This window comes from Paenibacillus rhizoplanae (genome assembly GCF_042684125.1).
GTDB lineage: Bacteria > Bacillota > Bacilli > Paenibacillales > Paenibacillaceae > Paenibacillus_AQ > Paenibacillus_AQ rhizoplanae.
On sequence record NZ_JBHUKY010000033.1, the window covers coordinates 181,464 to 207,395 of the forward strand.

Sequence of the window (25,932 nt, forward strand, 5' to 3'; positions counted from 1 at the left end):
TCCACTAGATTAGATTTTGTTCCGATGCCAGCTTCTTTACCTGCTCCTTGGTCAGCGGGATCTCTCCCTCGGAGCTGTAGGTACCCGGCTTCGGCCTGCTTGCTTCCCGGTAGGACTGCGGTGCAGCATAGGGGGAAGGGACAATGTATACATCCTTTAATTCATAAGCGCTTAAGGATTCCTCATGGGTCATTAGCTCTTCGTATCTCTTCTCACCGGGCTTCAGGCCGATCTCCAGGATCTTCACCGTAGACGGGCGCACCCCGTATTTCTTCGGCGCCTCCTCAGCCACGACCTCAGCCAGATCCTTCAGCCTGATCACCGGCATCTTCAGAATAAAGGTCTCCCCCCCCTTCGCCAGCTGCAGGGACTGAACGGTGAGCCGGGTCGCCTGCTCCAGCGTCATCATGAACCTGGTCATGGACAGATCCGTTACGGTGATCGCTCTGCCTTCTCTCGCCTGCTTCACGAACAAGGGAATGACAGATCCCCTGGAGCCCATCACATTCCCGAACCGTACGGTGCAGAACACCGTTTGGCTGGAGCCTCCCGAGGTGACGGCAGAGGAAATCAGCTTCTCCGCTGACAGCTTGGTGGCTCCGTAGTTGTTGGTCGGTGAAATGGCCTTATCTGTGCTTGTAAAAACGACCTTGCTTACCTTCTGCTGCTTCGCTGCCTGAATCACGTTATGCGTGCCGACAATATTCGTAAGTACAGCCTCGAACGGGTTATATTCACAGAAGGATACATGCTTCATGGCGGCCGTATGGAACACATAATCTATATCCTCCATCGCCGCCAGCACACGGTCATAATCCCGGACATCGCCGATCAGGTAGCTAAGCCTGGCGTTCCCTTGCAGCTCATCCTGCAGCTCGAACTGCTTATACTCGTCTCTGCTGAGAATCCGGATAACCTCTGGCTCCTGCTTCAGAAGGAGCTTCGCAATACTTTTCCCGATGGTGCCGGTACCGCCGATGATCAGAATCCTTTTATTCCGGAAAAACATACTCTCCACCTCCCGCTTCATCGCTTCTCGCTTCCATGGATCAGGCGGTTCATGAGATCCGCAAGCGCTTTGCCGGAGTCAGGAATCTGATAGGATTGCTGCAAGAATTTCTTTTTTACAGTCTTGTAGTTTAATCTCTCTATATTGCTGGAATAATAGCGGGCGATGATGCGGGTTAAGTCAGACGGTTCTTTTTGAATATAGCGGTCAAGGGCATCATAGTAATCATATTCACGATTGGCCTGAATGAATTTGTAGACAAATACAGGCTTGCCGAATAAAAGGCCTTCGAGGGCAACCGTGGAGAGGGTGGCGACCACAGCGTCCGATTTCATAATCAGCTCACGGGTGTCAGCCTTGCGGTCGGTAACCACATGAACATTGCTATATTCTTCTTCATACTCGGTATAGAGCGAAATCAGCTTCTTGGACAGCTCCCAGGGATGGGGCTTGATAATCAACTGAAACTGCGGATGTGAGGCCAATTGGGTGAGCAGGGTGCGGATCTTGGCTTCATCCAGCGTCGGTCCGGTAGCGATTAATAAGGTGATTTTATGAGGATCAAGCTGGTAGGTTTCTCTAAAAGGCTCTATAGCGGTAGGCTTCGAAGTAAAGATATCATCGTAACGGGCATGGCCGGTAATCACGATCCGCTCGGCTTCAAGCCCTCTGCGCACGTACCAATCATGTTCATATTGCCCGTAGATTCCGATGTGGCTGGAGAATACAGGGATGAATGCTTCCTCTCCCATCAGAATTCCGTGCTGCAGACATACGCTGGGAATCCCCTTGATCCCTGCAACGACGGCAAGTGCCCGGCTGGCTACATCTTCTGTCGTACCTACCATTACAGCGGCTACCGGCAGGTCATTGTAGAGATTAAATACCATTTCAATGGTATCTATAATGGAAGGAATCCGGCTTAGGAACGTCTGGGTAAAAAATTCATTGCTGAACGCAGGATGTCCTTCGGCCTTGGCAAAGAGTTCCTCCGCACGCCGGACCAGCTCTTCCGCAGCAGCTTTGGTATCCTGCTTGTAGCCCAGGCTGTATACATTGGGAATGCCAAACAGCTCATCCGCTCTGGAGCGGGATAGAATCATGGCCGAATCTCCGCTGAAATGCTCGCTGATCGTTTTCTCCGACATTCTGATATAGTCCAGATTAATCAGTATTTTGCCCTTCAGATTGGACTTCACAGGCTGATAGAGCGGCGCAACCTTATTTTCAAAGAAAGGCTGAATCTGGTGCTGCTCATGAATACTGGAATGCTCCAGCTTCAGCCTGAACCCGCTGCTCCCCATCTCGCTTCTAAGCTCATCATTGATTTGTTGATAGAAATTCGTCATCAGGGCCAGAGGGATATTCCTGTACTTCAGATCCTGCGCAGCATGGATAAATTCACTATAGAGCGACCAGTAATTAGACAGATAGATAGACAATCCGTTTCCCTCCTTATGGTGCCTTTCTCTGCAGAGGCCTTATTTCTTGTGCTGCTGGATTAATTTCAGCTCTTCTCTCAGCTCCTTGCAGGTTCGCTGCGGCGGAAGCATCTGAATGAACTGGCTCTTCTCCTGGTGCTGTAATTGATAGTGAATCGACAGCTCGGTGATATAGTTATCATCCAGAACCTCGTCAACGGGGTAGAAGTCCCAGAACTGGTTCAGCCGCCAGAAGAAACGGCCATCGCCAATTCTATAGAACTCCGGATTCTCATCCCAGTAGGACCCGAACTTGTCTTGAATGACCGGAAGAATGGAGCTTCTGTGCAGGATGGAGCAATGATCGATGACGCAAGGGGCCACCGAAACGATTTTTTTGGCCGGTCTAAGCTGGCTTCGGGTCACTTCATCCTGTTCGTTCAAGTAGTTGACCAGCGATGCAGAGTAGGCAATCATGACCTCGGGGTTCTCCTCCAGATAGTCAACCATCTGCTCTAGTCTAGTATTTCTGTAACAGTTGTCATCCGTGGCATAGGAAATATACTCTCCCTTTGCTTGATGCAGGGCTTGATTGATCAGCGCGGAATATCTGACCTTCTCCACTCTCTGTGCCAGCGTCTGAATGTTGCTCTGAATGAAGTGGATGCGCTTATCCTTCAGATAAGGCTCAATAACTTTAAGGGTCTCTTCATTCGAGTTATCATCCATCAAGTAGAATTCAAAGTCTGTAAGCGTCTGATTCAGAATGGATTCAATGGACTTTGCGACATATGCGGCCTTATTGTAGCTGGTCATTATGATCGTGACTTTTGGCAATCGAATACCTCCCTCACTGTTTACTTGCTATCATATGTCTCCTTCTTCGAAACGTTATAGGTTAGAAGACTAAATTTTCAAAGGAGTGACAGATTGCTGCCCTGAATCTATGGGCAAACCTGAATAAACGCCTAACAGAATGACTGTGAGGCGTCTATCAGGTCCGGTAAATCCGTCTATCAGGCTTGCACGTTCATCAACAAATCATGTATCCGGTGCTCAAAGGTATGGGCAGCCAGCACCTGCTGTCTTGCTGCTTCAGCGATACGCTGGCGCTCATCGTCATGCGCCATGTAGTAATGGATCTTCTGCAGCAAATCATACTTATCCTGATAAGAAACCACCTGTGTGCCTTCCTCGAACTGATGGCGGAGCCCGCTTTTATAATCGGTAAGCTGGAACGCTTCACAGCTGGCCGCGTCGAAGGTGCGGTTGTTGATGCTTGTGGCGATAATTCCCGACTGGTTCCGGTTGTACTTCTCAGCGGAAGGGCGGTGGATATTCAGCACAATCTTCGCCCCGTTGTAAAACTTAGCAGCCGTCTCCGGCTGGACCCAGGTATTCACCAGCTCCACATTGCGGTTAGCGTTATGCTTCCATTTATGATAGTACCGGCCCCACCCCCGCCCCACCAGCTGGATGCGATAGGCTGTGCCTGCAAGTAAGGCTTCTATAAGCTCAATCCGGTTACTGTAAGGTACGCCAACTAAGCAGATATCACTGCTATACTCCTCGGTTACGGCTGCGGGATGGAACAGATCGGGGTCTGTGCCCAGCGGCAGGTGATTGACCCGGGGGTGCCCCAAGGCCCGATAATGCTCCACTGCAGCCTGGTCAATGGTGAAAACATAATCGAAATAAGCAATCAGTGGAGCCGTCCAATCCATGTAATACGGGTCCTCCGTCATCCATACCGCCGACTTCACCCCGGATTGTCTGATGAACTCCAGCACAGGCTCCGGAACCTTCACACCGGCCATAAGCAGAATCAGCTGCGGCTGCCAGAAAGGCTGGTTAAGCTTTAATTCATTCAAAACACTGCCAGGCTGGAAAGCTCTGCAATGATGTCCCGCTTTCTGTAAAGCCTCCGCGATACGCTGTTCGAAGAAAGCATACACACCCTGGAAGCCTGAAGTTATAAATAGGATATTCATAGCTATCACCACCGTAAGTTCCAATATTTTTCAAAGTCCATAGGATGTTGTCTCTAACATAATATTCAATCAAAACATAGGATGGAACTATGTCAGAATATGGAGGTGAAAAAATGCCGCAAACCCTAGTAGAATTTGCCCGGAGCGTCAACACCAATCTATCTTTTGGACCTCCGATTCCAATCGACGGAACACCCCACCTGATCTTGGAATTCGGTATGCCCGTTCCACCTGCTCCAAGCAATTTCGTAGAGCTTGCTACAACTGTTGGCTGGGAGGCTGTTAACGTCTTTGCCACACCGCCCGTTCAACCCACCCTCCTGCTGGAATTGCTTGTGAATGGAATTCTTGTAGGCAGTGCCGAACAATCCGCTATCCCGGCGGACGGAGGAGATCCGATTCGAATGACAACCATGTTTCAGACTATCCTTACCGATCTTCCCGAAGACTATTATGCTTTTCAAATCTTTGCCTCTAACCTCGAAGATCTTCAAGGCGAAATTAACCTTAGAGGCCCCATCCACATTACCGGAAAAGTAATCGTACCCGTTTAGAAGGCACAAAAAAACTCCTTAGCAGAGGTCTTGATTGACCTACTGCTAAGGAGTTTTTGTGTATTAGGGTACAAGTTAACCGTCGTCCAGGCTCAGAGCGCGTTCTCGCTAACCTCGCGGCTCTCCAGCGCATTCCAGTCATCCTGGGACAGCAGCTCCAGCTGAGCCTCCAGCAGCGTCCGGAAGCGGGTACGATAGATTGAAGCCTGCTTGCGCAGCTCCTCGGTCTCAATCGCCACCTTGCGGGATTTGGACAACGCTTCGTTAATAATCCGGTCGGCGTTCTTCTCCGCTTCCTTGAGGATCAGCTGGGACTCCTTCTTGGAATTGTTCTTGACATCATCCGCAGCCTCCTGGGCCACAAGAATGGTCTTGGACAGACTCTCTTCAATATTCACGAAATGATCCAGGCGTTCCTGAAGGGTTAATAGCTGGTTGTGCAGCTCCTTGTTCTCCCGGATCACACTCTCGTAATCCTTAATCACCTGATCCAGAAATTCATTGACCTCATCTTCGTCATAACCGCGGATTCTCCGGGAGAATTCCTTGTTATGTATATCGAGCGGTGTTAATGGCATGCTGTGCACCTCCTAGAAATTTCGGTGAAGATTATAGATGAAAGACAATTACCGGCACACGGCCTGCTAAATGTCCATATTTCCCTGAGATTATCAATTTCGACAAGCACAGCTGTAATCCTGCAAAGACTTCAGACAAATTTGCCTACCAAAATCCGGTAACGGCCCTTCTTCGTCAAGCTGCCGATCTCCAGCACCTTGAACCGTCCGAAGCCCTGGATCGAGACCATGTCCCCGTCCTTCAGCGAACAGGACGGATCTTCCTCAACCTTCCAGTTCACCCGGACGCGCCCGGCCTTGATCGGGGCCAGTATCTTGCTCCGGCTCAGCCGCGTCACATCCGCTGCAATCCCGTCAAGCCGGAGGGAAGCCACTGTGAATTCCAGCGTCTCCAGCTTGACCTCACTGCAGCGCAGTCCTGATAACGGCAGGATCTCGGTACTGACGTTAATCCGGTGTACCCCGGTCAAATGGATAGACAGATAATCTGCAATATCGGCAGCCACCACTACGTGACAGCCGTCATCCAGCACATGAATATCACCGATCTTGCCTCTTTTGATGCCAAGTCCCAGGATCGCTCCCATATAATCCCCATGCTCCAGCGAGAGAAATTTCTGTTCGCCGGAGGTGATCGCCAGCACGCTTAGTTCCATATCCTCATCCGTGAGGTCACGATAATCCGGAGCCACCAGTCCCCGCTTCCGCTCGGCATCCGAAGAACCGCCCTCCCAGCGCACAATCACATCAGGGTGGCGGTTCACCAGACTCTGCAGAATATAAGCCTGACGGGGGTCCAGAAATTCGGTCAGCTTCGTCTCATGATACTCCCCGGCACTCATGACCCACTCCGAGGCCTTGTCCACAAAGGGCCGCTCATCCGGGTGAAAATGCCCGTAGATTTCATTCTTCATGGGACTCAGCCGAAGACCGAGGCCACGATAGACTGAAGTCCGACTACGGCAAAGCGCAGCACGATTATCGCGACAATCGGGGAAATATCCACCGTTCCAAACAGCGGAGGAATAATCCTCCGGAACGGTGCCAGATACGGCTCTACCAGCTTGCCCAGCAGCTCGCCGATAAAGTTCTCACGCAGATTCGGCAGCCAGGACATCAGAATGTATACGAGAATCATGTAATAGTAAATCTGGAATAGGATGTATATAATTGAAGATACTTCGTTCAAAACCTGCTCACCTCATTCTGTTGTAATCTTGCTCGTCACCCAGGATCTCGGTAATGGAGCCTTGAATCTCCACGGTGTCCGGTGTGCACATAAATATATTGCCCCCAATTTTGGATATTCCTCCACCCAGAGCATAAACAGTACCGCTGAGAAAATCGATAATCCGCATCGCCTGGTCATTGCGCACCCGCTGCAGGTTAATCACTACGGTGCGGTGTGAACGCAGATGGTCGGCAATCTCCTGGGCCTCGTCATACGAACGCGGCTCGTAGAGCACAACCTTTACATTTTTTTGGGAATGAATGCTGACGACGTTGGCCCTCTGATTCTTGCGTGTTTCTACAGGGGCGGGTTCGTATTCATCCTCATCGCGGGAGATTTGCTCCCGTTCCACAATCTCCTCTTCCTCCTGTAAGCCCAAGAAACTCATAAATCGGTTCATCACGCCCATCATTCTCCCTCCTCATGACCTACTAATACCGTTCCCAGGCGTACCCGGGTGGCGCCTTCCTGTATCGCCACTTCAAAGTCATTCGACATACCCATCGACAGCTCTTGTATTGGCTCAGGTGTCAAACCCAGCAGATTCAAGCGGTCACGCAGCTCGCGGAGTCCGCGGAATACCGGCCGGGTCGCCTCGGGGTCTTCCGCATGAGGGGCCATCGTCATCAGCCCGATTACCTTCACCCGGTCAAGCGGGGCGATCTCCCTCAGGAAGTCCTCCACCGCTTCCGGCGCCAGGCCGAACTTGGTATCCTCGCCCGAAATATTCACCTGCAGGAACACCTTCACATCCATTCCGGCAGCTTCAGCCTTCTTATGCAGCTCCCGGGCCAGCGACAGCCGGTCCAGGGAGTGAATATATTGAAATTTACCGATAACGTCCTTCACCTTATTCGTCTGCAAATGCCCGATAAAGTGCCATATTCCCTTATGCCCAAGCGCATTCCATTTCGGCTCCGCATCCTGCCAGCGGCTCTCGGCGATCTCCTCAAGTCCTGCCTCCAGCACAGCGGCAACCGTATTCAGCGATACGTATTTCGTTACCGCAATCACCTTGACTTCACTGGCATCCCGGCCGCTGGCCGCGCAGGCCCGTGCGACACGTTCCCGGGTAGTGGCTATTCTTTCTTGTAGCGAGGCCAAAATTTCAACTCTCCTTTATTCCGATCCAGCTCGTCATTCTCCCAGTAACCCCGTTTTCCTTTCGGTACGAAAAGAACAGATCACTGTTACAGCTTGTACACCAAGTTGTACATTCGATATGAGTCGGCAATATTCCTGCTTTTATCATAATGCGTTGATTCAATTCTTTCAAGTTAAGCATCATTTTGCTGCTGTCTGTCTCCGATGGTCTATATAAAGTCCGCGCGCCTTCCGCCGTATCCGGCAGGTTCAGCCCGGCCTCCAGCCGGCGGACAGGGTCCATTACATAATCATCCACCTCATAGCAGCAGTCTCCGATGGAAGGCCCTATAGCAGCCTGTATGTCCTCTGGACGGCTCCCGTACATCTGTCCCATGCGCTCCACCATCGCGGCCGCGATTTCCGCCACGGTCCCCTTCCAGCCTGCATGCGCCAGCCCCACCACATGATTCAGCGGATCATGGAAGAACAGCGGCACACAATCAGCGTAAAAAGAAGTCAGCAGCACCCCGGGCACATTCGTCAGCAGCCCGTCAGTGGCCTGAAAGGCAGACGCCCGGTCCAGACTGCCCCGGCCGCGTTCCTGTTCTGTAATGACAGCGATCTCTTTGCCATGCGTCTGCTCCCCGCAGGTCCAGTCTGCAAGGCGGAAGCCCAGACTCCCGGCCAGCAGGCTGCGGTTAGCCAGCACATCCGCCGGATCATCCCCTACATGAAAAGCACAATTGAAGCTGTTATACGGTTCTTTGCCGCTGCCGCCTGCTCTGCCGGTGAAGCCTGCAGTAATGCTACTATGCGGCTCACGCCACGGCTCCAGATGCAGCAGCATGGGCGCTGCGCCATTGTGCATAAACGGTTCCATCTCTTCACCTCCGCTTAAGTGTACCACAAAACATTCCCCACAAACTCTACCCCACAAAGTGAAGTAATGCTTCGGAGTGAATTCAAATACTTTGCGGGGGCCCCGAAAACATACTTCACAAACATACAACACAAACTCAGTCCACGCCGTACATTTCTCAATCCACTCTATGACTATACCCATAAAGGCAGAAAAAAGACGCACCTCATTAATAAGTGCGCCGTTCACTGCGGTCCGGCCGTTCCAGGTACATCATCTCGCGGTCTTCCTGTCCCTGCGGCAGGCGGGGCTCCTCCAGCTTCACCAGTACGACATCTGCACCGATCTTCACGATATTCCGCCACGGAATCACCAGGTCGGTGCCGCCGCCGAACAGCCCCATAAATCGGGTATACCCCGGCACAATCACAGCGTCAATGACGCCTCTACGCAAATCCAGCTCCAGATCGCTGATCTGGCCCAGCCGTTTACCGTCGACAATATTGATTACATCTTTGGTTTGAAAATCGGAGATTTTCATCTTTTTACCCGAAGCTGACGTTTCCTCAATCATCCTGCCACCCCTGTACATTCAGACCTATAGCTTCAGTATATGTCCTTAGAGCTTGGCCGCATGACTGTATTCCAAAGCCTTTGCGGCCCGGACATATAAAAGGATATCCCGGCTAGCCGCTAGGTGCCGCCATCCGGAATATCCTCCGCTCATTTATAGACTGTGGTCAGGACTTTACATGCTTTTGCATTTGCTGGATCGCTGATTTCTCAAGCCGTGAGACCTGGGCCTGGGAGATGCCAATCTCGTCGGCGACCTCCATCTGGGTCTTGCCTTCGAAAAAGCGCATCGACAGAATGCGTTTCTCGCGCTGCCCCAGCCGCTGCATAGCCTCCCGGAGCGCAATCTCCTCAATCCAGGACACATCCTTGTTCTTGTCGTCACTGATCTGATCCATCACATAGATCGGGTCCCCGCCGTCATGATAGATCGGCTCGAACAGGGATACCGGGTCCTGGATCGCATCGAGAGCGAAGACAACATCCTCCTTCGGAACACCGAGCGCTTCAGATATTTCGAAGATCGTCGGCTCCCGCGAATTCTGGTTCGTCAGACTGTCACGTACCTGCAGCGCCTTATAGGCAATATCACGCAGGGAGCGGGATACCCGGATCGGGTTGTTGTCGCGTAAGTAGCGGCGGATCTCTCCGATGATCATCGGCACCGCATAGGTGGAGAACTTGACATTTTGCGATAAATCGAAATTATCGATGGCTTTCATGAGTCCGATGCAGCCTACCTGAAACAAATCATCCACGAACTCTCCACGATTATTGAACCTTTGAATCACGCTTAGCACAAGCCTGAGGTTGCCATTTACCAATTTCTCTCTGGCGGATCGCTCGCCCTGCTGCTGCAGCGAAGTGAACAATGCCCGCATTTCCACGTTCGTAAGAACAGGCAGCTTGGCGGTGTCCACACCGCAAATCTCGACTTTATTTCGGGTCATGATGATTAACCTCCCAAGGAGAAACATTACTGTACATTATCTCCCCGGTCCGGCATTTTATTCCTCAGCTTTCATCACTTACACCATCTTGTTGAACTCCTTGCGCAGCCGCTTGATAATTCTTTTTTCCAGCCGTGAAATATAAGATTGGGAGATGCCCAGCAGATCGGCCACATCCTTTTGCGTTTTTTCCTCGCCGCCCCGCAGCCCGAACCGCAGCTCCATAATCAGCCGTTCCCGCTCGCTGAGCTTCTCCAGCGCCTTCTGCAGCAGCTTGCGGTCCACCTGCTCTTCGATGTTCCGGTAGATGGTATCGTTCTCCGTGCCCAGCACATCCGAGAGCAGCAGCTCGTTGCCGTCCCAGTCAATATTCAGCGGCTCATCAAAAGAAACCTCGCTTCTGGTCTTGCTGTTACGCCGCAAATACATCAGAATCTCATTCTCGATGCAGCGTGAGGCGTAGGTGGCGAGTTTGATTTTTTTCTCCGGATCAAAGGTGTTGACCGCCTTAATCAGTCCGATCGCGCCAATGGACACCAGATCCTCGATGTTGATGCCGGTGTTCTCGAATTTCCGGGCGATGTAGACCACCAGCCGCAGGTTGCGCTCAATCAGCATGGCCCGGACCGCCGCATCGCCACTGGAGAGCCGCTGGAGCAGGAATTCCTCCTCCTCGCGCGTCAGCGGCGGCGGCAGCGCTTCACTTCCCCCGATATAATAAATCTCCTGGCTCTTCAGACCGAGCAGAAACAGCATGCGGTAATACTGCAGTTGCAGCACAAGCTTGAATTTGACCATTATTGTTCCTCCTATAGGTTACTTAGCCCATCACCTTGTCAGCCGGCGTTTCTGGAGCACTCTCTTTATGGGTCAGGTCAGGATGTATGACCGCCCGGTACGCGCCGTCTCCCGACAGTGTCCCGCCATCCAGCCCGATGAGTACCCTTGTGCTGTAAAAGGTATCACCGCCAAGCTCTATCCTCACCTTATCCGGCTTCAGCGCGAGCATGAAGGATGCCCCGCGGTTGACGCCCCTGTACGGCACCAGCCGTATCCTGTCCTGCCAGGCGAACGACTGCCCGTCCGTTTCAAGTATAAGTGTGTCTGCACCCGTCTGAGTCAGCCTCCCCTTCCAGGAAGCCGGCAAATGGCCCTCCCACAGCGAGGCTTCCATCACCATGACCGGAATCCTCGTCAGCGGATCACTGAGCCGGTTCCCGGTATCCAGCAGTCCGGGACAGGTGACCGACACTCCGTCAATCTCCACCGTCACTTCCCCGATATAGGAATCCAGCTGCTCTCTGTGCCGGCGGGAGGACTGGATCAGCTTGAAGAGCAGCAGCACCAGCGGAAGCAGGGCAAGCACGAACCAGAAGCCGATCTTCAGCCGGTAAGCTTGGCCCCCCGACGAGGTGAAGATCATGCCCTTCCAGATGTCACCAGAGCTTTGCAGCAGATAATGAACGCCTATGATCCCTCCCGCCGCCGCAAAATTAATGATATAAAACGCCCCAAATGCCCGAAGATAGCTTTGCAGACTTCTAAATCCAAAGGCTATCCAGATCATCAAAACCGATAACCCGAATTTGATGAGAAAGGTATACAGAAAGGACAGCTCCGGTACGAACATCATGACAACATAGAGCGCACCCGTTAGCGCTGAGAGAGTCAGGCGCCACCAGATTACCTTGTGCTTAACCAGCCAGCTTGTCAGCCATAGCAGGACTCCGTCGATCAGCAGATTGGCGGCAAAAATCAAGTCAATATACACAACCATCGCTCTCACCTGCCTGCAAGCGGATATCTATCCGGAGGCCGGGATGCAGGCTCTCTTTTTAGACGATAAGATTAGTATAGAAACTCCCGCATCCAAAGTCTGTCTAAACATGGGGGGCGTTCTTGCAGTTTTTTTGTCGAGTTATGGGCCTTGAGAGGAACTTCAGCGCACAATAATAAAAGCCAACCCTAAGCGGCTGGCTTCATACGTGATGTATTTAATTGTTGATAGATTTCAACTCTTCTTCAGTTAATCCGGTTGCTTTCTGTACTGAAGCACGATCCATTCCCATAGACAGGAGATTCTTTGCTATTATCCGCTTGGCCTCAAGTTCACCCTTCGCAGTGCCTTCCGCCACTCCCTTAGCGAAGCCTTCTCTCAGCGCACCATCCCGCTGCGAGGCTTCGTCCATCAGAAACTTCTGGCGGTCCTCATATTTACGGCGGGCTTCTGAATCCTGGCTCAGAAATTCCAGCGTCTCCATCGCCTTCTTCAAGGCTGGCTCATTCATTTGCAGCACCTCCCAATCAGAGTAGTCAATCCCTTTCAGGAACAGCAGCCAGTTCACAAGGCCGCCCGCGCCGGGCGTAACCGGCTGGTTCAGCTTGGGCAGCTCCAGGAAATGAATCTCGATATCGTCTGTCAGCGGCGCTCCGCTGCTGTCCTCCCGCAAATGAAATACACTGTGTGTATGTTCATTCGGGAGCACCTTGTAATTCAGAATGTTAATCGTCACGCATTTCTTCAGCTCGGTATATTTCCCGCTGACCTGAAGCTGCCCGGCATAACGCTTGCTCCAATAATACAACGTGCGTTTCTCAATATCATATTTGTTGAACAGCTGCATCTCAATGTTGATCAGCTTGCCGTCAGCCGTCTTGGCCCATATATCAAATATCGCCTGCTTATCCAGCGGATCATCCTTATCCGTATAGGGATTGAGCAGCACCACTTCCTCCAGCGGAAGATCGCCCGCATCCAAGAATATTTGGTTCAGAAAAGCGAGCAGTACATCCTTGTTGCCTTCGCTTGCAAAAATCCGCTTAAATACAAAATCCACCCGGGGGTCCAGCATTTCCATGGTATCGTCTCCCGTTATCGTTATTATACAGCCTGAAAAACAAAAAAACACCATACCCCGCAGTTCAAAGCTGCGTGATACGGTGCTTCCGTAACAGTCTATGCTATTAATGGCTCTTAATCATTATTGCCGCGTGTCCGGTTACGCAGGAAGGTCGGAATATCCAGCTGATCAGAGCTTGTCTGATTCCCGAACGGACGAAGATTCTCACTCTTGCTCTTATCAGCAGCCGGTTCGCTGTTTGCCGCAGGGCGGCGTACAGGGGCTATTGGAGAAGGCTTGTGTTCAAAGCCGGTCGCAATAACCGTAACCTTGATCTCGTCCTTCATACTCTCTTCGATAATGGCACCGAAGATCATATTCACTTCAGGGTCCGAAGCAGAGGTAACAATCTCGGCAGCTTCATTCACTTCGTACAGGGAGAGGTTAGAGCCGCCTGTAATGTTCATAATGACACCGCGTGCCCCTTCGATGGAGGTTTCAAGCAGCGGGCTCATGATCGCCTTGCGGGCCGCCTCAGACGCACGGTTCTCACCGGTGGCAATCCCGATGCCCATAAGCGCTGAACCGCGCTCTGTCATAATGGTCTTCACATCGGCAAAGTCAAGGTTGATTAGGCCCGGAACCTGAATCAGGTCGGAGATACCTTGTACCGCTTGACGGAGCACATTGTCCGCTTCACGGAAAGCTTCCAGCATTGGGGTCTTCTTATCCACAATCTCCAGGAGGCGGTCATTCGGAATCACAATCAGCGTATCAACCTTTTCCTTGAGCGCTTCGATTCCAAGCTCTGCCTGGTTGGCACGTTTTCTGCCTTCAAAAGTGAACGGGCGGGTCACGACGCCTACCGTCAATGCGCCGCACTCTCTGGCGATTTCGGCAATGACAGGCGCTGCACCTGTTCCGGTACCGCCGCCCATGCCTGCGGTCACGAAGACCATATCCGCACCCTTCAGCGTATTCGAGATCAAATCACGGGATTCCTCTGCCGCCTTCTTACCAACCTCAGGATTCGCTCCTGCGCCAAGTCCGCGGGTCAATTTATCCCCGATTTGTAATTTATGCTCCGATTTGGCCATATGCAGCGCTTGGGCATCTGTATTAACTGTGATGAACTCAACACCCTGAACGCCATTTTCAATCATCCGGTTCACAGCATTGCTTCCGCCGCCGCCGACGCCGATGACTTTTATTTGAGCCAAGCTCTCCATTTCAAAATCAAATTCCAACATATTGTTTCCATCTCCCCCTTGAGTAGTGCTTGGATGGCCAGTCCAAGTATATCTGGATTACACTTATATGAACTCGCTAAACATATTCTTTAGTCGTTCCACCAGACCAGGCTTCTTGGAAGAATCCTGAACCGGCGCTGTGCTCTGCTTGCTGCGGTTAACGGTCTTCTTGTTGGCACTTCCGCCGCTGCTTCGTCCACGGTAGTTACGCACAACATTATGAAGGATGCCTACGCCGCCAGTGAAGCCGGGGTCGCGTACTCCAATATAATCCGGTACGGCAATCCGTACGGAGGCTGCCAGCTCGTTCTGGGCTACCTTAAGCACCCCGGGCATCGAAACTGTGCCACCTGTAAGTATATAACCTCCGGGAAGCTCCGTATAACCAAGCCGCTTTACTTCCTGACGGATCAGATGGAAGATTTCCTGGACTCTCGGCTCGATAATCGCTGCCAGATCCTCCTGGTTGAACTCCTTCTCCACATTGCTGCCAATACGCAGAACCTTGAAGACGACCTCTGAAGCGGCATCGTCGATCCAGGCACAGCCGTATTTCAGCTTGACCTTCTCGGCCTGATCGGTAAGTGTACGCAGTCCGTAAGCAATGTCATTGGTTATGAATTCTCCTCCGATCGGAATCGTGGAGGTTGCACTTAGGGAACCTTCTTCATATACGGCTATTGTTGCTTGACCGGCGCCAATATCGACCAGTACAGCCCCCATCGATTTCTCATCTTTGGAGAGCGCTAATCCGCCAGCCCCGAGAGACATAAGGACAAGATCTTTAACCTTCAGACCTGATTTCTCCACGCAGCGGAGCAGATTATGTATGGGAGTCTTGGCACCGGTGATGATCGTAGCCTCCACTTCCAGGCGAACGCCGATCATTCCGCGCGGGTCCTGAATGCCTTCAAGGCCGTCGACGATGTACTGCTTGGCGACAACATCAATGACCTCGCGTTCCGGCGGGAGTGCTATAACCTCCGCAGCCTTGATTACACGGTCGATATCATCTTCGCCGATCTCACGATCTTCATTCTGAACGGCAACTACGCCGTGGCTGGATTGCAGGCCGATATGATTGCCGGATATGCCGACATACACCTCGGATATTTGAATACCGACCATTTGCTCCGCATGCTCTACGGCACTCTTGATCGATTGCACAGTCTGATCGATGTCTACAATCGCACCCTTGCGTATCCCTTCCGAATCAGCAGATCCAACGCCAATAATATTGAAGGTTCCACTAGTAACTTCCCCGATTATTGCCCGAACTTTGGATGTACCGATGTCCAAACTAACAATGATGTCATTGTTGCTCAAGCCCTATGGCACCTCCTGTTATAATCATAATAAACAACCTTTGATCCCGGTCGCGGGAAACATCTCTGTACATATTCAACATTCCTAATCCTTTCCCTCTTTTTTCAACAAATTTTTTGAGAGGAATAATATGACAAGGTATTCACGTGCAGACAGGCGCCCTCCGCTTCGCGGGATCAGCACCTGACATTCAAATAAGGAAAACAAGAGAATAGCGGCTATATCCTGCAATGCATCTCAAAAAATCCGCAGAAAAAAGAGGGATATTGCTTTATTGCCCGTAAAACAGATTGTAGCATTTTTTCCACTCTATTAGTAGGGACTATTTACTCCCCAGGTTCTGCGTCTTCCCCGGTGTCCCCGGCTTCACTATGAAACGGAACATAGGAATCCGCCTCCAGCATTTTGATAAGTCCCGGCTCTTCCGTCAAGATCACCTGATTCAAATAGCCTACTTTATCCTTCAGCAGTGAAATTGCCGTAATGACCTCAAAGCGTGAACGTGTGTAAAGCTTGATCCGGTCCGGAAAAGACAACGTCGGGGAAGGCACAATCTCCGATATATCACTGGTCAGCTCATTCGGAATTCCGGCCAGCGCCTGGCACAGCTTGGTCTTATATGGATCGTCAGCCTTCCAGTTGGTCAATATGGGCTTCTCCACGGCAATTCCGGTATCCGTCACAGAGACGGCGGCCCCGCTCGACAGAATAGCTTCCAGTACGCCTGTCTGGTCCAGTTCATAGGCAACCGCCGGGTACTCCTTCACAGTGATCGTAACCACACCGGGGAACTTCTTGCTTACTTGCGCCTCCTGCACAGTGTCCAGCTCCTCCAGCGCCTTCCCCACGGAATCTCCGGAGACTGCGAAGAACTGTCCGCCGATCTTCAGGCCGCTTGCAGCCAGGAGCTGCTCACGGGATGTATATTTATCCCCCTGCATTTGAATGGCCGTAATCTTGCTGATCGACGAACGGAAGAAGATGACAGCCAGGAGCGCAGTAAACAGCAGAGCCAGAATGATGATGATTTTACGGTTTTTTCTCTTGCTAGGCTTGTCCTCTTTCAAAAGAGGTATTCGCGTTTTTGGCATTCTCATATCTCCGTAATAAGGCCCTGTCTCCTTCCTTCACGGTTCTACCGAAGGAGACAGGGAGCTTTAATTGGCCATATCCATAGGGTCCGGCACAGGCACCTTGCGGCTGATGCGTGCCCCCAGCTTCTGAAACAGTAACTCGATGCCGTCATATCCCCGGTCAATATGATGCGCCTGCTCTACGATGGTGGTTCCCTGAGCAGCAAGCCCGGCGATCACCAGGGCCGCTCCTGCCCGCAGGTCAGTGGCTTCAACCGTTGCCCCATACAACCGCTGAACGCCGCGTATGAAGGCCCTGTTGAGATCAATGGAGATATCGGCTCCCATGCGGGCCATCTCCTCCACATGCTTGAAGCGCCCCTCAAAAACCGTTTCCTTGATCACACTGAATCCGTCCGCCAGGGACAATAGAACCATAACCTGGGATTGCAGATCTGTAGGAAAAGACGGATACGGAGAGGTTACAATTCGCTCTACCGCACGGGGACGTCCCATACAGCTGATATTAATTATATCATTGCACACTGTAATTTGAACACCGGCGCGCCTCAGGATATGGATCAGGGAGGTCAAATGTCCTGCATTGGTGTGGGTCAGCGTCACATTGCCCCGCGTGGCGGCAGCAGCGATCATCACGGTTCCGGCAACAATCCGGTCGGGAATCACCTCATAGCTGCAGGGATGGAGCTTGCGGACACCCTGAATGGTGATCGTATCCGTTCCTGCGCCGATAATCTGTGCCCCCATCGCATTGAGGAAGTTCTGCAGATCCTGGATCTCCGGCTCTCTCGCCGCTCCAGAGACGGTGGTCGTGCCCTCGGCCATGGCCGCAGCCATCATGATATTCTCCGTGGCACCTACGCTAGGATAATCCAGATGGATATCACAGCCTCTCAGCCTGTCAGCCCGACAGCAGATCCGGCCAGCTGTCTCCTCAATCTCTGCCCCGAGCAGCTTCAAGCCCTGCAGATGGAGGTCGATCTTGCGCTCTCCGATGGCGCAGCCTCCCGGCTGATAGATTGTCACTTCCCCGAACTTAGCCAGAAGCGGTCCCATCAGGAAGATGGAGGATCTCATCTGCCGCATCAGGTCCTCCGGAACATGAGAGGTCAGCAGAAATGACGTATCCACGGTTACTCTTTCCTCTTCATGCACCGTCCTGCAGCCCAGCCGCTCCAGGATATGCAGCATCGTTTCGATGTCCAGCAGCTTCGGCACATTATGCAGTGAGTGAACTCCTTCGGCCAGCAGGCTTGCTGCCAGAATCGGCAGTGCTGCATTTTTTGCTCCATGGATACGTATGGTGCCTGACAGGGGATTTCCACCCTCAATCACCAATTTGTCCAATGTATCACCTCCGAGATTACCGCTCACCCACCGTAAGCACTTCCTGCACCTCTGTCTTTAGGGATTGACCGGAAGGGTCTCCGCTTCCGGGTTCCAGACACCAAGAAGCGCTCTGGGTGATTGTCACGATTATAGGATCATCCTATGTTCGGAGCTCCATGTGTGTGACAATGTAAGCCCGGATTCTAGCGTCTCCGTCCTGCAGCCAGCCTGCGGAGCTCGGTGACCACAAGGGAGGCGGAATCTCTTTTGCCAAGGCGTCTTGAGGCCTCCGACATGCTGCGGTGCAGCGTATCCGTCCCGATGATCTTCTGAACCGCAGTGAACAGCGCCTCACCGCTCAGATCCTTCTCAAGCAGCACTACTGCCGCGCCTTCACCTTCCAGCGCTCTGGCGTTGGCTTCCTGATGGTTGTTGGTCACATTGGGAGACGGAATAAGGACAGAGGGTATGCCAAGCGCGGTAATCTCTGCAAGAAAGGAGGCGCCTGCCCGGTTCACGATCAGGGAAGTGCAAGCCAGCACCTCAGGCATATTGTGAACGTACGGGAGGACATGCAGCCAGTTCGGTAACCCGCCCAGCTGCTCGCGCACCGCCTTGCGTGTATCCTCGAAGTAAGACTCTCCGGTGACATACACATAGTGGACATTATTACCCTTACCCACAAATGAAGCCATTTCAATCATGGCGCGGTTAATCGCCTTGGCCCCTCCGCTTCCTCCGACGACCAGTACAACCGAGCTTCCTTCAGGAATGCCGAGGGAAGCGAAGCCGCGCTGCGGGTTCGCCGTCATGACCGTAGTGGCCCGGGGATTGCCCGTATAGATTACATTCTTGGCCCCGGGAAAAGCTGACTCTGTACCTTCAAAGCTCACGGCAACCGTGCTGGCATACCGGCTGAGAAAACGGTTGGTCAGTCCCGGAATCGCGTTCTGTTCATGGATCAGTGTCGGGATGCCGAGCCGGGAGGCTGCATACACTACAGGTCCGCAGACATACCCTCCGGTACCGACTACCACATCAGGCTTGAATTCGCGCAGCATCGCCTTGGAGGCTTTGACCCCCTTCAGGAAGCGCATGACCGTCTTCACATTATCCATCGACAGCTTACGGCGGAAACCTGTAATATCAATTGCCCGGAAAGGCAGATTCTCCTGGGGAACCAGCTTGCTCTCCAGTCCACGCTTGCCTCCAATATACAGGAAGACAGAATCCGCATCTTCGGATTCCAGTTGTCTGGCTACGGCTACGGCAGGATAGATATGTCCTCCCGTGCCGCCGCCGCTAAGTACAATACGCATGTCTTTCACCTCGCATAACGGGATAAATTAAGCAGAATACCAAGAGCAGTGAGCATCAGGGTCAGCGATGAGCCGCCGTAGCTGATCAGCGGAAGCGTGATGCCCGTTACCGGAATCAGGCCGATCACTACACCGATGTTAATCACCACCTGAACCGCCACCATACAGACGATGCCTACGGCAAGATAGCTGCCGAAGCGGTCCGGCAGGCTCATGGCAACCTTCATTCCGCGCCAGATCAGCAGCAGGAACAGCAGCAGCACGGCCAGCCCCCCGATGAATCCCAGCTCCTCGGCCAATATTGAGAAAATAAAATCAGTCTGCGGCTCCGGGACGTAGCTATACTTTTGCCGGCTCATCCCGAAGCCCAGTCCGCCCAGCCCGCCGGGACCCACCGCATAGAGCGACTGGATGATCTGATACCCGGCGCCCAGCGGATCGGACCAGGGGTCCAGGAAAGCGGTGATCCGCTGCAGCCGGTAAGGCGCAGCGGCAATGAGCCCGGCGAACCCGGCCAGCCCCAGCGCACCGAGGGAGAGCAGATGCTTCATCCGCGCTCCCGCTGTGAAGACCATCATCAGGGCCGCACCGAACATGACAGTGCCTGTGCCGAGATCCGGCTGCAGCATAATCAGCGCGAACGCGGAGCCGATCAGCGCAAGCGGCGGAAGCAGCCCGCGCATGAAGCTGGAGATGTCATACTCCTCGGTTCCGAGCCACTTGGCCAGGAAGAGGATCATCCCCATCTTCATGAATTCAGAGGGCTGAATGCCGAAGGAGCTGATGCCGATCCAGCTGCGCGCACCGCCGCGCACCACTCCGATGCCTGGAATCAACACCAGTACCAGCAGGAAGAAGCACACCAGCAAGAGCGGCCGGGCGAACTTCTTCAGCACCAGATAATCGGTGTTCGCCGTAATGAACATCGCGATGAGGCCAAGGCCTGCGAACAGCAGCTGTCTTTTGACAAAATAAAACGAATCGCCATAATTGCGGAAGCCCAGAACGGACCCGGCACTGTATACCATTACCATACCGATAGCCAGTAAAGCCAGTATCGGAAGCAGCAGCCAGATATCGGGCGCATGACGGGATTTGTTCATCAGGAGCACACCTCTTGCATCCGTAGTAGGGGCTTATCCACCCCCCTACTTAAAGGTTATGCACCGCCTCTTTAAAAATACGCCCGCGCTCCTCATAGGAGGTAAACATATCCCAGCTGGCGCAGGCAGGGGACAGGAGAACTACATCCCCGGCTTCCGCCAAGGCGGAAGCCTCCCGCACAGCTTGCTCCAGCACGGCAGCGGCACTCTCCCCATTATCGACGGAGATGACCGTCTTTACTCCTGCCAGCCGGGCTACAGCCGCCAGCTTGTCCCGGGTCTGCCCAAGCGCCACCAGGGCTTTGACATTCTCTCCGAGGACAGGCAGCAGCTCCATATAATCCGAGCCGCGGTCCAGGCCCCCGGCGATAAGAATGACTGGCTTCCGGAAGGAGGCCAGCGCCATGGAGGTAGCTTTGGAATTGGTAGCCTTGGAATTGTTATAATAGGCGGCCCCTGCCTTGTCCGTTACATACTCCAGCCTGTGCTCCACCCCGCGGAAGGAAGCCAGCACCGGACCCAGCACCGCCGGGTCCGCCCCTGCGGCAATCGCAATACCGCAGGCAGCCAGCGCATTTCCCACATTGAAGCGGCCGGGAAGTCCGATAGAATCGACATCGGCTATTTCGGTCTCGCTCCCGGTGTAATCGCGGTAGATAATGACCCGCTTCAGCTCGTCAACCGTATCCTCCACGTAGGACGGGCGGACGAAGATGCCCTGCACCAGCTCCTCGTTCATGGAGAAGGGCAGAATTCCAGCCTTCAGATAGGGCACCAGCTCGCGGCAGACCGGATCATCCCAGTTCAGCACAGCGGTATCCTCCGGTCCCTGATTGGCGAACAGCTTGGATTTGGAGGCTACATAATCCTCCATGCCCCCATGGTAATCCAGGTGGGTCTCCGCGACATTCAGCAAGGCAGCAATCCTGGGCCGGAACGCTTCCGTGCCCTTCAGCTGGAAGCTGCTTAACTCGACCACCATCCAGTTGTCCGCGTCAGCCTCCTGTGCGGCCTGAGAGAGCGGTGTTCCTATGTTCCCGGCCACAATGGGGCGCTTCCCCGCTGCCTCCAGCATATGGCCCACCCAGGTCGTTGTAGTGGTCTTGCCGTTGGAGCCGGTGATGCCGATCATCGGGGCAGCGCAGAGATGATAAGCTACCTCCACCTCGGTCACCACCTCAATCCCCAGCTCCAGCGCCTGTTGTACCGGAGCGACCGAATAGGGAATTCCCGGGTTCTTGACAACCAGCTCCACGCCCTCGTGGATCAGGCTCTCCGGATGCCCGCCGCATATAACAGAAATTCCCAAAGATTCCAGTTCGGAAGCTTCGGGACTCTGATCTCTTTCCTTTTTATCATTGACCGTCACCACAGCGCCGTGTTCGTGCAGCACCTTGGCCACCTGGACGCCGCTTTTGGCGAGCCCCAGGACGACCACCTGTTGACCACGGTACAGATCCGGATGTTTCATTCGTTACAACCCCTTGATGAGATATAGTCCAGCTGCCGCCAGCACGAGGCCCACCGCCCAGAAGGAGACGACTACACGCCACTCCGACCAGCCGCCCAGCTCAAAGTGATGATGGATCGGGCTCATTCTGAATACCCGTTTGCCGCGTGTCTTAAACGAAGCGACTTGAATAATTACGGACAGCATTTCAACCACGAAGACCCCGCCGATCACCACAAAGAGCAGCTCGGTCTTGGTGACAATCGCAATCGCGCCAATCGCCCCGCCGATCCCGAAGGAGCCGAAATCACCCATGAACACCTTGGCAGGATGGGCATTGAATACGAGAAAGCCAAGCACTGCGCCAATCATCGCAGCAGCACAGACACCAGCGGCAATCGAGGTTGCCTGCATGGCTACCACCGCGAAGGCAGCGAGCGCAATCGCACTTACGCCTGACAGCAGACCATCCACACCGTCCGTGAAGTTAACGGCATTCGTGACCGCCATCATCATCAGCACAATGAACGGATAGTAGAACCAGGGGCCCCAGTCAAAGCTGAAGGAGGTTCCCGGAACGCTGATATTCGTATTATGCCCGGCAGAGATCAACAGGACGCTGAGCACAACGCCGACCAGCAGCTGGCCCAGCAGCTTCTGGCGCGCCGTAAGGCCGAGGGAGCGCTTGAACACAATTTTGATATAATCATCCAGGAATCCAATGAGTCCATAACCCAGTGTAGCGGCCAGCAGTACATAGAAATCCGAATTAATCACCGAGAATTTCAGAAAAGACAGCGTGAACGCGACCATGATGATGATTCCGCCCATGGTAGGGGTTCCCGCCTTTTTCAGATGGGTCTGGGGCCCGTCGTCACGAACCTGCTGTCCCAGCTTAAGCCGGCGCAGCAGCGGTATGATCAGCGGAGCGGCAATGACCGCAAGGATAAAGGACACAGCAATAGTCAGCAGAAGTAATTGATAATCCATGGGTACACCCCTCCTTTTAGTTAGAATTCACTTCAGAATGTTCTTTCAAGCGGTGGAGCACTTCCTCCAGACGCATCCCTCTGGATGCTTTGAACAACACAACATCATCATTGCCGCACATCGCGGTCAAGGCATTGATCAAGGCTTCTTTATCTGTAAAAGCAAAGATATGCCCAGCCTCGAACCGCTCCGAAGCCGCCGCCGCAAGCTGTGCTGACAGCGGGCCGAAGGTGAAGACATCATCCGTCAGCGCCGGGTCGAGATAGCTGCCGATCTGCCGGTGGAACTGAAGCTCCTCCGGCCCGAGTTCCAGCATGTCTCCCAGCACCGCGATTCTGCGTCCGCTGCATTTCATGGACTGCAGCACATCAATCGCCGCCCTCATGGAGGTCGGGCTTGCATTGTAGGCATCATTCAGCAGAACCAGCCCGCTTGCCGCCTGAATAACCTCAATCCGCATACCGGTCAGCTTGAGGCCTCTTAGTCCTTCTGCCATATTCTCATCGGTCACCTTATAATGACGCGCTACTGCAAGCGCAGCGAGCGCATTAATTACATTATGCTGTCCCGGCAGCGGAAGGGTGAAGGCTCGCTCCCCATGCCGCAGCGTGGTGAAGGTCATCCCCCCGCTGTGCGTCATCAGGCCGGTCGGATAATCATCATTGTCAGCCGACTGCCCGAAGCGGAAGGTCTGCAGCCCTTCAGGTGTACGGAAGCCTGGCTCTGCCAGAACCTCGGCAAGCAGCGGCTCATCCCCGTTATAGATCAGCAGCCCGCCCGGCTGAAGTCCGTCCACAATCTCCAGCTTGGCTCTGGCAATCTCCTTGCGGGAGCCAAGCTGCAGCAGATGGGATTCGCCGACATTGGTAATCACCGCTACGTCAGGAGAAGCGAGCAGAGATAACAGGGCGATCTCTCCCCGTGAGCTCATGCCCATCTCCAGCACCGCGATTTCCACATCACTGTCCATGGAGAGAATCGTAAGCGGCAGGCCGATATGATTGTTGAAGTTGCCTTGAGTCTTGTGTACCTTGTACTGCACTTCCAGCAGGGCCGTAATCATATCCTTGGTCGTCGTCTTGCCGTTGCTTCCCGTTACGGCAACCACCCGGGGGGCAACCTCGGCCAAATAGGCGGAGGACAGCTTCTGCAGTGCCGCTAAAGTGTCCTCTACCAGAATAACCCCGCCGCCTGCGGGTGCTGGCCCCTTATCCCTCTGCCAGAGGGTAGCGGCAGCTCCCGCCGCCAGGGAAGCGGCCGCATAGTGATGGCCGTCGAAGTTCTCTCCAACCAGCGGGACGAACAGGCAGTCCGGCGATATTTTGCGCGAATCGGTTACGACTCCCTGAATCTCTATATCCTTAGCTTCGGATGAGGACAGCTCTCCTCCGCACATTTCCGCGACATTATTCAATGTTCTAATAATCAATAGCTTCGGCCCCTTATCACTTCTTTGGCAACGATGCGGTCATCGAAATCATGAACGACTCCCTTGATCAGCTGATAGGTCTCATGACCTTTCCCCGCAATCAATACTACATCGCCGGGGCTTGCCATTTCAATAGCTTTTGTGATGGCTTCCCGCCGGTCCGGGATCATCTCGTAGCGTTCACGTGCTACACCATCCTCGTGCAGACCCGCCTCAATATCGGCCAGAATCTGCAGCGGGTCCTCCGTCCGGGGATTGTCGGAGGTGACCAGCACATGGTGGCTGTATTTGGCAGCTATTTTGCCCATGAGCGGCCGTTTGGTCGTATCGCGGTCCCCGCCGCACCCAAAGACCGTGAGCACCTTGCCCGTTGCGAATTCACATACCGCCTTCAGCACATTCTCCAGACCGTCCGGCGTATGCGCATAGTCAACAATGACTGCGAAATCCTGCCCGGCATCCACCGATTCGACCCGGCCGTCCACGCCCGCTACCGACTCCAGACTGGCCTTGATGTCCGCAAGCGGCACATCCTCCAGAGTAGCAGCCGTAATGGCTGCAAGCGCATTATAGACGTTGAACTTGCCGACCATGCGAAGCGAAATATCTGCCTCACCTTTAAACGTCTCCACGTGGAAAAATGTTCCTTTAGAAGTGATCGATATTTGCGATGCCCGGACATTAGCGGCCTTGTCGATACCATATGTAATGACCTCCGCTGCGGTCTGGGCGGCAAAATAGGCGCTGGCTTCATCGTCGGCATTCAGCACGGCATATTTGCGTTCTTCCTTCCACGGGGAGATCACGTTGCCGAGCCGCGAGAAGAACAAGCCCTTCACTGCGCGGTATTCCTCCATCGTATGGTGGTAATCCAGATGATCCTGGGACAGATTCGTAAAGATCGCTGTGCGGAAGTCGGTCCCTTTCACCCGCCCCTGCTGGAGCGCATGCGAGGATACTTCCATCACACAGCACTGCACGCCCTTAAGCGCCATATGATTCAGGCTGCGCTGAAGCTCCAGCGATTCCTGAGTCGTACCGGACATCGGATAGCTCTGACCGTCATACCGCATCTGGATGGTACCGATCAGTCCGGTCTTCACCCCATGATCCTGCATGATCCGTTCAATCAGATAAGTGGTGGTCGTCTTGCCGTTGGTGCCGGTGATACCGATCAGCTTCATCCGGCTGCTGGGTGAACTGAAGAAGGCATTGGACAGCACAGACATGGCATAACGGCAGTCATCCACCACGATCTGCGGCAGGTCAATGTCCAGCTTCCGTTCACAGACCAGGGCAGCCGCGCCCTTGGCGGCAGCCTGCGGTGCGTAATCATGTCCGTCCACCGTATGTCCGGGCAGACAGATGAACAAATCGCCCGCACCCACCTTGCGTGAATCGGCCTGCAAATCCGAAATTTCTACGTCTCCGTCCCCGTATAGACGGGCAGCGGCCAGACAAGAAGAGAGTTCCTTTATTAACATACCTATCCCTCACTCTGCATAAAATCATTATATTTTGGGTAAATTATCCATCTAAATCATTATATG

Annotated in this window: 26 protein-coding genes; 1 reads left to right on the forward strand and 25 read right to left on the reverse strand. The window is 53.5% G+C overall.

The genetic code is table 11. The features are described from left to right. Positions 1–4: 4 nt before the first annotated feature. The 4 genes from ACFSX3_RS19685 to ACFSX3_RS19700 all read right to left on the reverse strand — a co-directional run bounded on the left by ACFSX3_RS19685 (position 5) and on the right by ACFSX3_RS19700 (position 4,421). The gene (locus ACFSX3_RS19685; protein ID WP_209988040.1) at positions 5–1,009 is read right to left on the reverse strand and encodes an SDR family NAD(P)-dependent oxidoreductase; all 1,005 of its coding nucleotides are present in this window, start codon (positions 1,007–1,009) and stop codon (positions 5–7) included. A 17-nt stretch (positions 1,010–1,026) separates the two neighbouring features. Further along, a complete protein-coding gene (locus ACFSX3_RS19690; RefSeq protein ID WP_209988031.1) occupies positions 1,027–2,451 on the reverse strand; it encodes a capsular polysaccharide export protein, LipB/KpsS family in 1,425 nt (474 codons plus the stop codon). A gap of 39 nt (positions 2,452–2,490) precedes the next feature. Continuing rightward, positions 2,491–3,267, reverse strand: coding sequence for a glycosyltransferase family 2 protein (locus ACFSX3_RS19695; protein ID WP_209988028.1), 777 nt, complete (start codon positions 3,265–3,267; stop codon positions 2,491–2,493). Positions 3,268–3,446: 179 nt separating this feature from the next. Continuing rightward, a complete protein-coding gene (locus ACFSX3_RS19700) occupies positions 3,447–4,421 on the reverse strand; it encodes a CgeB family protein (RefSeq protein ID WP_379255595.1) in 975 nt (324 codons plus the stop codon). A gap of 89 nt (positions 4,422–4,510) precedes the next feature. Between ACFSX3_RS19700 and ACFSX3_RS19705 the strand changes: the two genes are divergently transcribed. Next, positions 4,511–4,975 carry a hypothetical protein gene (locus tag ACFSX3_RS19705; protein ID WP_209988022.1) on the forward strand — a complete coding sequence of 155 codons (465 nt, stop codon included), beginning with the start codon at positions 4,511–4,513 and terminating at the stop codon, positions 4,973–4,975. 92 nt (positions 4,976–5,067) lie between these two features. Here the strand turns inward: ACFSX3_RS19705 and ACFSX3_RS19710 are convergent, their stop codons facing one another. From ACFSX3_RS19710 to ACFSX3_RS19810, 21 genes are all read right to left on the reverse strand, one after another. After that, positions 5,068–5,553, reverse strand: coding sequence for a DivIVA domain-containing protein (locus tag ACFSX3_RS19710; protein ID WP_036690176.1), 486 nt, complete (start codon positions 5,551–5,553; stop codon positions 5,068–5,070). A 131-nt stretch (positions 5,554–5,684) separates the two neighbouring features. Beyond that, the gene (locus tag ACFSX3_RS19715) at positions 5,685–6,467 is read right to left on the reverse strand and encodes a YlmH family RNA-binding protein (RefSeq protein WP_209988020.1); all 783 of its coding nucleotides are present in this window, start codon (positions 6,465–6,467) and stop codon (positions 5,685–5,687) included. A 5-nt stretch (positions 6,468–6,472) separates the two neighbouring features. Beyond that, positions 6,473–6,742, reverse strand: a complete 270-nt coding sequence (locus ACFSX3_RS19720) for a YggT family protein (RefSeq protein ID WP_209988017.1) — start codon at positions 6,740–6,742, stop codon at positions 6,473–6,475. A gap of 7 nt (positions 6,743–6,749) precedes the next feature. Further along, on the reverse strand, positions 6,750–7,193 hold the full coding sequence (locus ACFSX3_RS19725; RefSeq protein ID WP_036690181.1) for a cell division protein SepF: 444 nt from the start codon (positions 7,191–7,193) through the stop codon (positions 6,750–6,752). Next, on the reverse strand, positions 7,193–7,888 hold the full coding sequence (locus ACFSX3_RS19730; RefSeq protein ID WP_209988015.1) for a YggS family pyridoxal phosphate-dependent enzyme: 696 nt from the start codon (positions 7,886–7,888) through the stop codon (positions 7,193–7,195). Before ACFSX3_RS19730 ends, ACFSX3_RS19725 begins: the two co-directional genes overlap by 1 nt. 4 nt (positions 7,889–7,892) lie before the next feature. Beyond that, on the reverse strand, positions 7,893–8,750 hold the full coding sequence (gene pgeF / locus ACFSX3_RS19735) for a peptidoglycan editing factor PgeF (RefSeq protein ID WP_209988012.1): 858 nt from the start codon (positions 8,748–8,750) through the stop codon (positions 7,893–7,895). A gap of 208 nt (positions 8,751–8,958) precedes the next feature. Next, positions 8,959–9,303: a YlmC/YmxH family sporulation protein gene (locus ACFSX3_RS19740; RefSeq protein WP_209988007.1), complete on the reverse strand. Its 345-nt coding sequence runs from the start codon at positions 9,301–9,303 to the stop codon at positions 8,959–8,961. 166 nt (positions 9,304–9,469) lie between these two features. Beyond that, entirely contained in the window at positions 9,470–10,252 is a 783-nt protein-coding gene (gene sigG, locus ACFSX3_RS19745) for an RNA polymerase sporulation sigma factor SigG (protein ID WP_036690188.1), read from the reverse strand. A gap of 78 nt (positions 10,253–10,330) precedes the next feature. After that, the gene (gene sigE, locus ACFSX3_RS19750; protein ID WP_036690190.1) at positions 10,331–11,053 is read right to left on the reverse strand and encodes an RNA polymerase sporulation sigma factor SigE; all 723 of its coding nucleotides are present in this window, start codon (positions 11,051–11,053) and stop codon (positions 10,331–10,333) included. Positions 11,054–11,072: 19 nt separating this feature from the next. Continuing rightward, the gene (gene spoIIGA, locus ACFSX3_RS19755) at positions 11,073–12,029 is read right to left on the reverse strand and encodes a sigma-E processing peptidase SpoIIGA (protein ID WP_209988005.1); all 957 of its coding nucleotides are present in this window, start codon (positions 12,027–12,029) and stop codon (positions 11,073–11,075) included. Between the two features lie 217 nt (positions 12,030–12,246). After that, entirely contained in the window at positions 12,247–13,110 is an 864-nt protein-coding gene (locus ACFSX3_RS19760; protein WP_209988001.1) for an Rpn family recombination-promoting nuclease/putative transposase, read from the reverse strand. Positions 13,111–13,226: 116 nt separating this feature from the next. Continuing rightward, complete coding sequence (ftsZ, locus tag ACFSX3_RS19765; protein WP_209987998.1) at positions 13,227–14,342, reverse strand: cell division protein FtsZ; 1,116 nt, start codon at positions 14,340–14,342, stop codon at positions 13,227–13,229. Between the two features lie 63 nt (positions 14,343–14,405). After that, entirely contained in the window at positions 14,406–15,668 is a 1,263-nt protein-coding gene (gene ftsA / locus ACFSX3_RS19770) for a cell division protein FtsA (RefSeq protein WP_209987995.1), read from the reverse strand. 326 nt (positions 15,669–15,994) lie between these two features. Then, the gene (locus ACFSX3_RS19775; RefSeq protein WP_209988511.1) at positions 15,995–16,759 is read right to left on the reverse strand and encodes a cell division protein FtsQ/DivIB; all 765 of its coding nucleotides are present in this window, start codon (positions 16,757–16,759) and stop codon (positions 15,995–15,997) included. Between the two features lie 66 nt (positions 16,760–16,825). Further along, complete coding sequence (murA, locus tag ACFSX3_RS19780; RefSeq protein WP_209987992.1) at positions 16,826–18,109, reverse strand: UDP-N-acetylglucosamine 1-carboxyvinyltransferase; 1,284 nt, start codon at positions 18,107–18,109, stop codon at positions 16,826–16,828. A gap of 185 nt (positions 18,110–18,294) precedes the next feature. Continuing rightward, a complete protein-coding gene (gene murG, locus ACFSX3_RS19785) occupies positions 18,295–19,410 on the reverse strand; it encodes an undecaprenyldiphospho-muramoylpentapeptide beta-N-acetylglucosaminyltransferase (RefSeq protein WP_209987988.1) in 1,116 nt (371 codons plus the stop codon). A gap of 5 nt (positions 19,411–19,415) precedes the next feature. Further along, positions 19,416–20,513 (reverse strand): stage V sporulation protein E, encoded by a 1,098-nt coding sequence (gene spoVE, locus ACFSX3_RS19790; RefSeq protein WP_209987984.1) that lies wholly within the window; start codon positions 20,511–20,513, stop codon positions 19,416–19,418. Between the two features lie 49 nt (positions 20,514–20,562). Beyond that, positions 20,563–21,984: a UDP-N-acetylmuramoyl-L-alanine--D-glutamate ligase gene (gene murD / locus ACFSX3_RS19795; RefSeq protein WP_209987981.1), complete on the reverse strand. Its 1,422-nt coding sequence runs from the start codon at positions 21,982–21,984 to the stop codon at positions 20,563–20,565. A 3-nt stretch (positions 21,985–21,987) separates the two neighbouring features. Further along, on the reverse strand, positions 21,988–22,953 hold the full coding sequence (gene mraY, locus ACFSX3_RS19800; protein WP_209987978.1) for a phospho-N-acetylmuramoyl-pentapeptide-transferase: 966 nt from the start codon (positions 22,951–22,953) through the stop codon (positions 21,988–21,990). 16 nt (positions 22,954–22,969) lie between these two features. Next, on the reverse strand, positions 22,970–24,382 hold the full coding sequence (locus ACFSX3_RS19805) for a UDP-N-acetylmuramoyl-tripeptide--D-alanyl-D-alanine ligase (protein ID WP_209987975.1): 1,413 nt from the start codon (positions 24,380–24,382) through the stop codon (positions 22,970–22,972). Next, a complete protein-coding gene (locus ACFSX3_RS19810) occupies positions 24,379–25,866 on the reverse strand; it encodes a UDP-N-acetylmuramoyl-L-alanyl-D-glutamate--2,6-diaminopimelate ligase (RefSeq protein ID WP_209987973.1) in 1,488 nt (495 codons plus the stop codon). Before ACFSX3_RS19810 ends, ACFSX3_RS19805 begins: the two co-directional genes overlap by 4 nt. Positions 25,867–25,932: the final 66 nt, after the last annotated feature.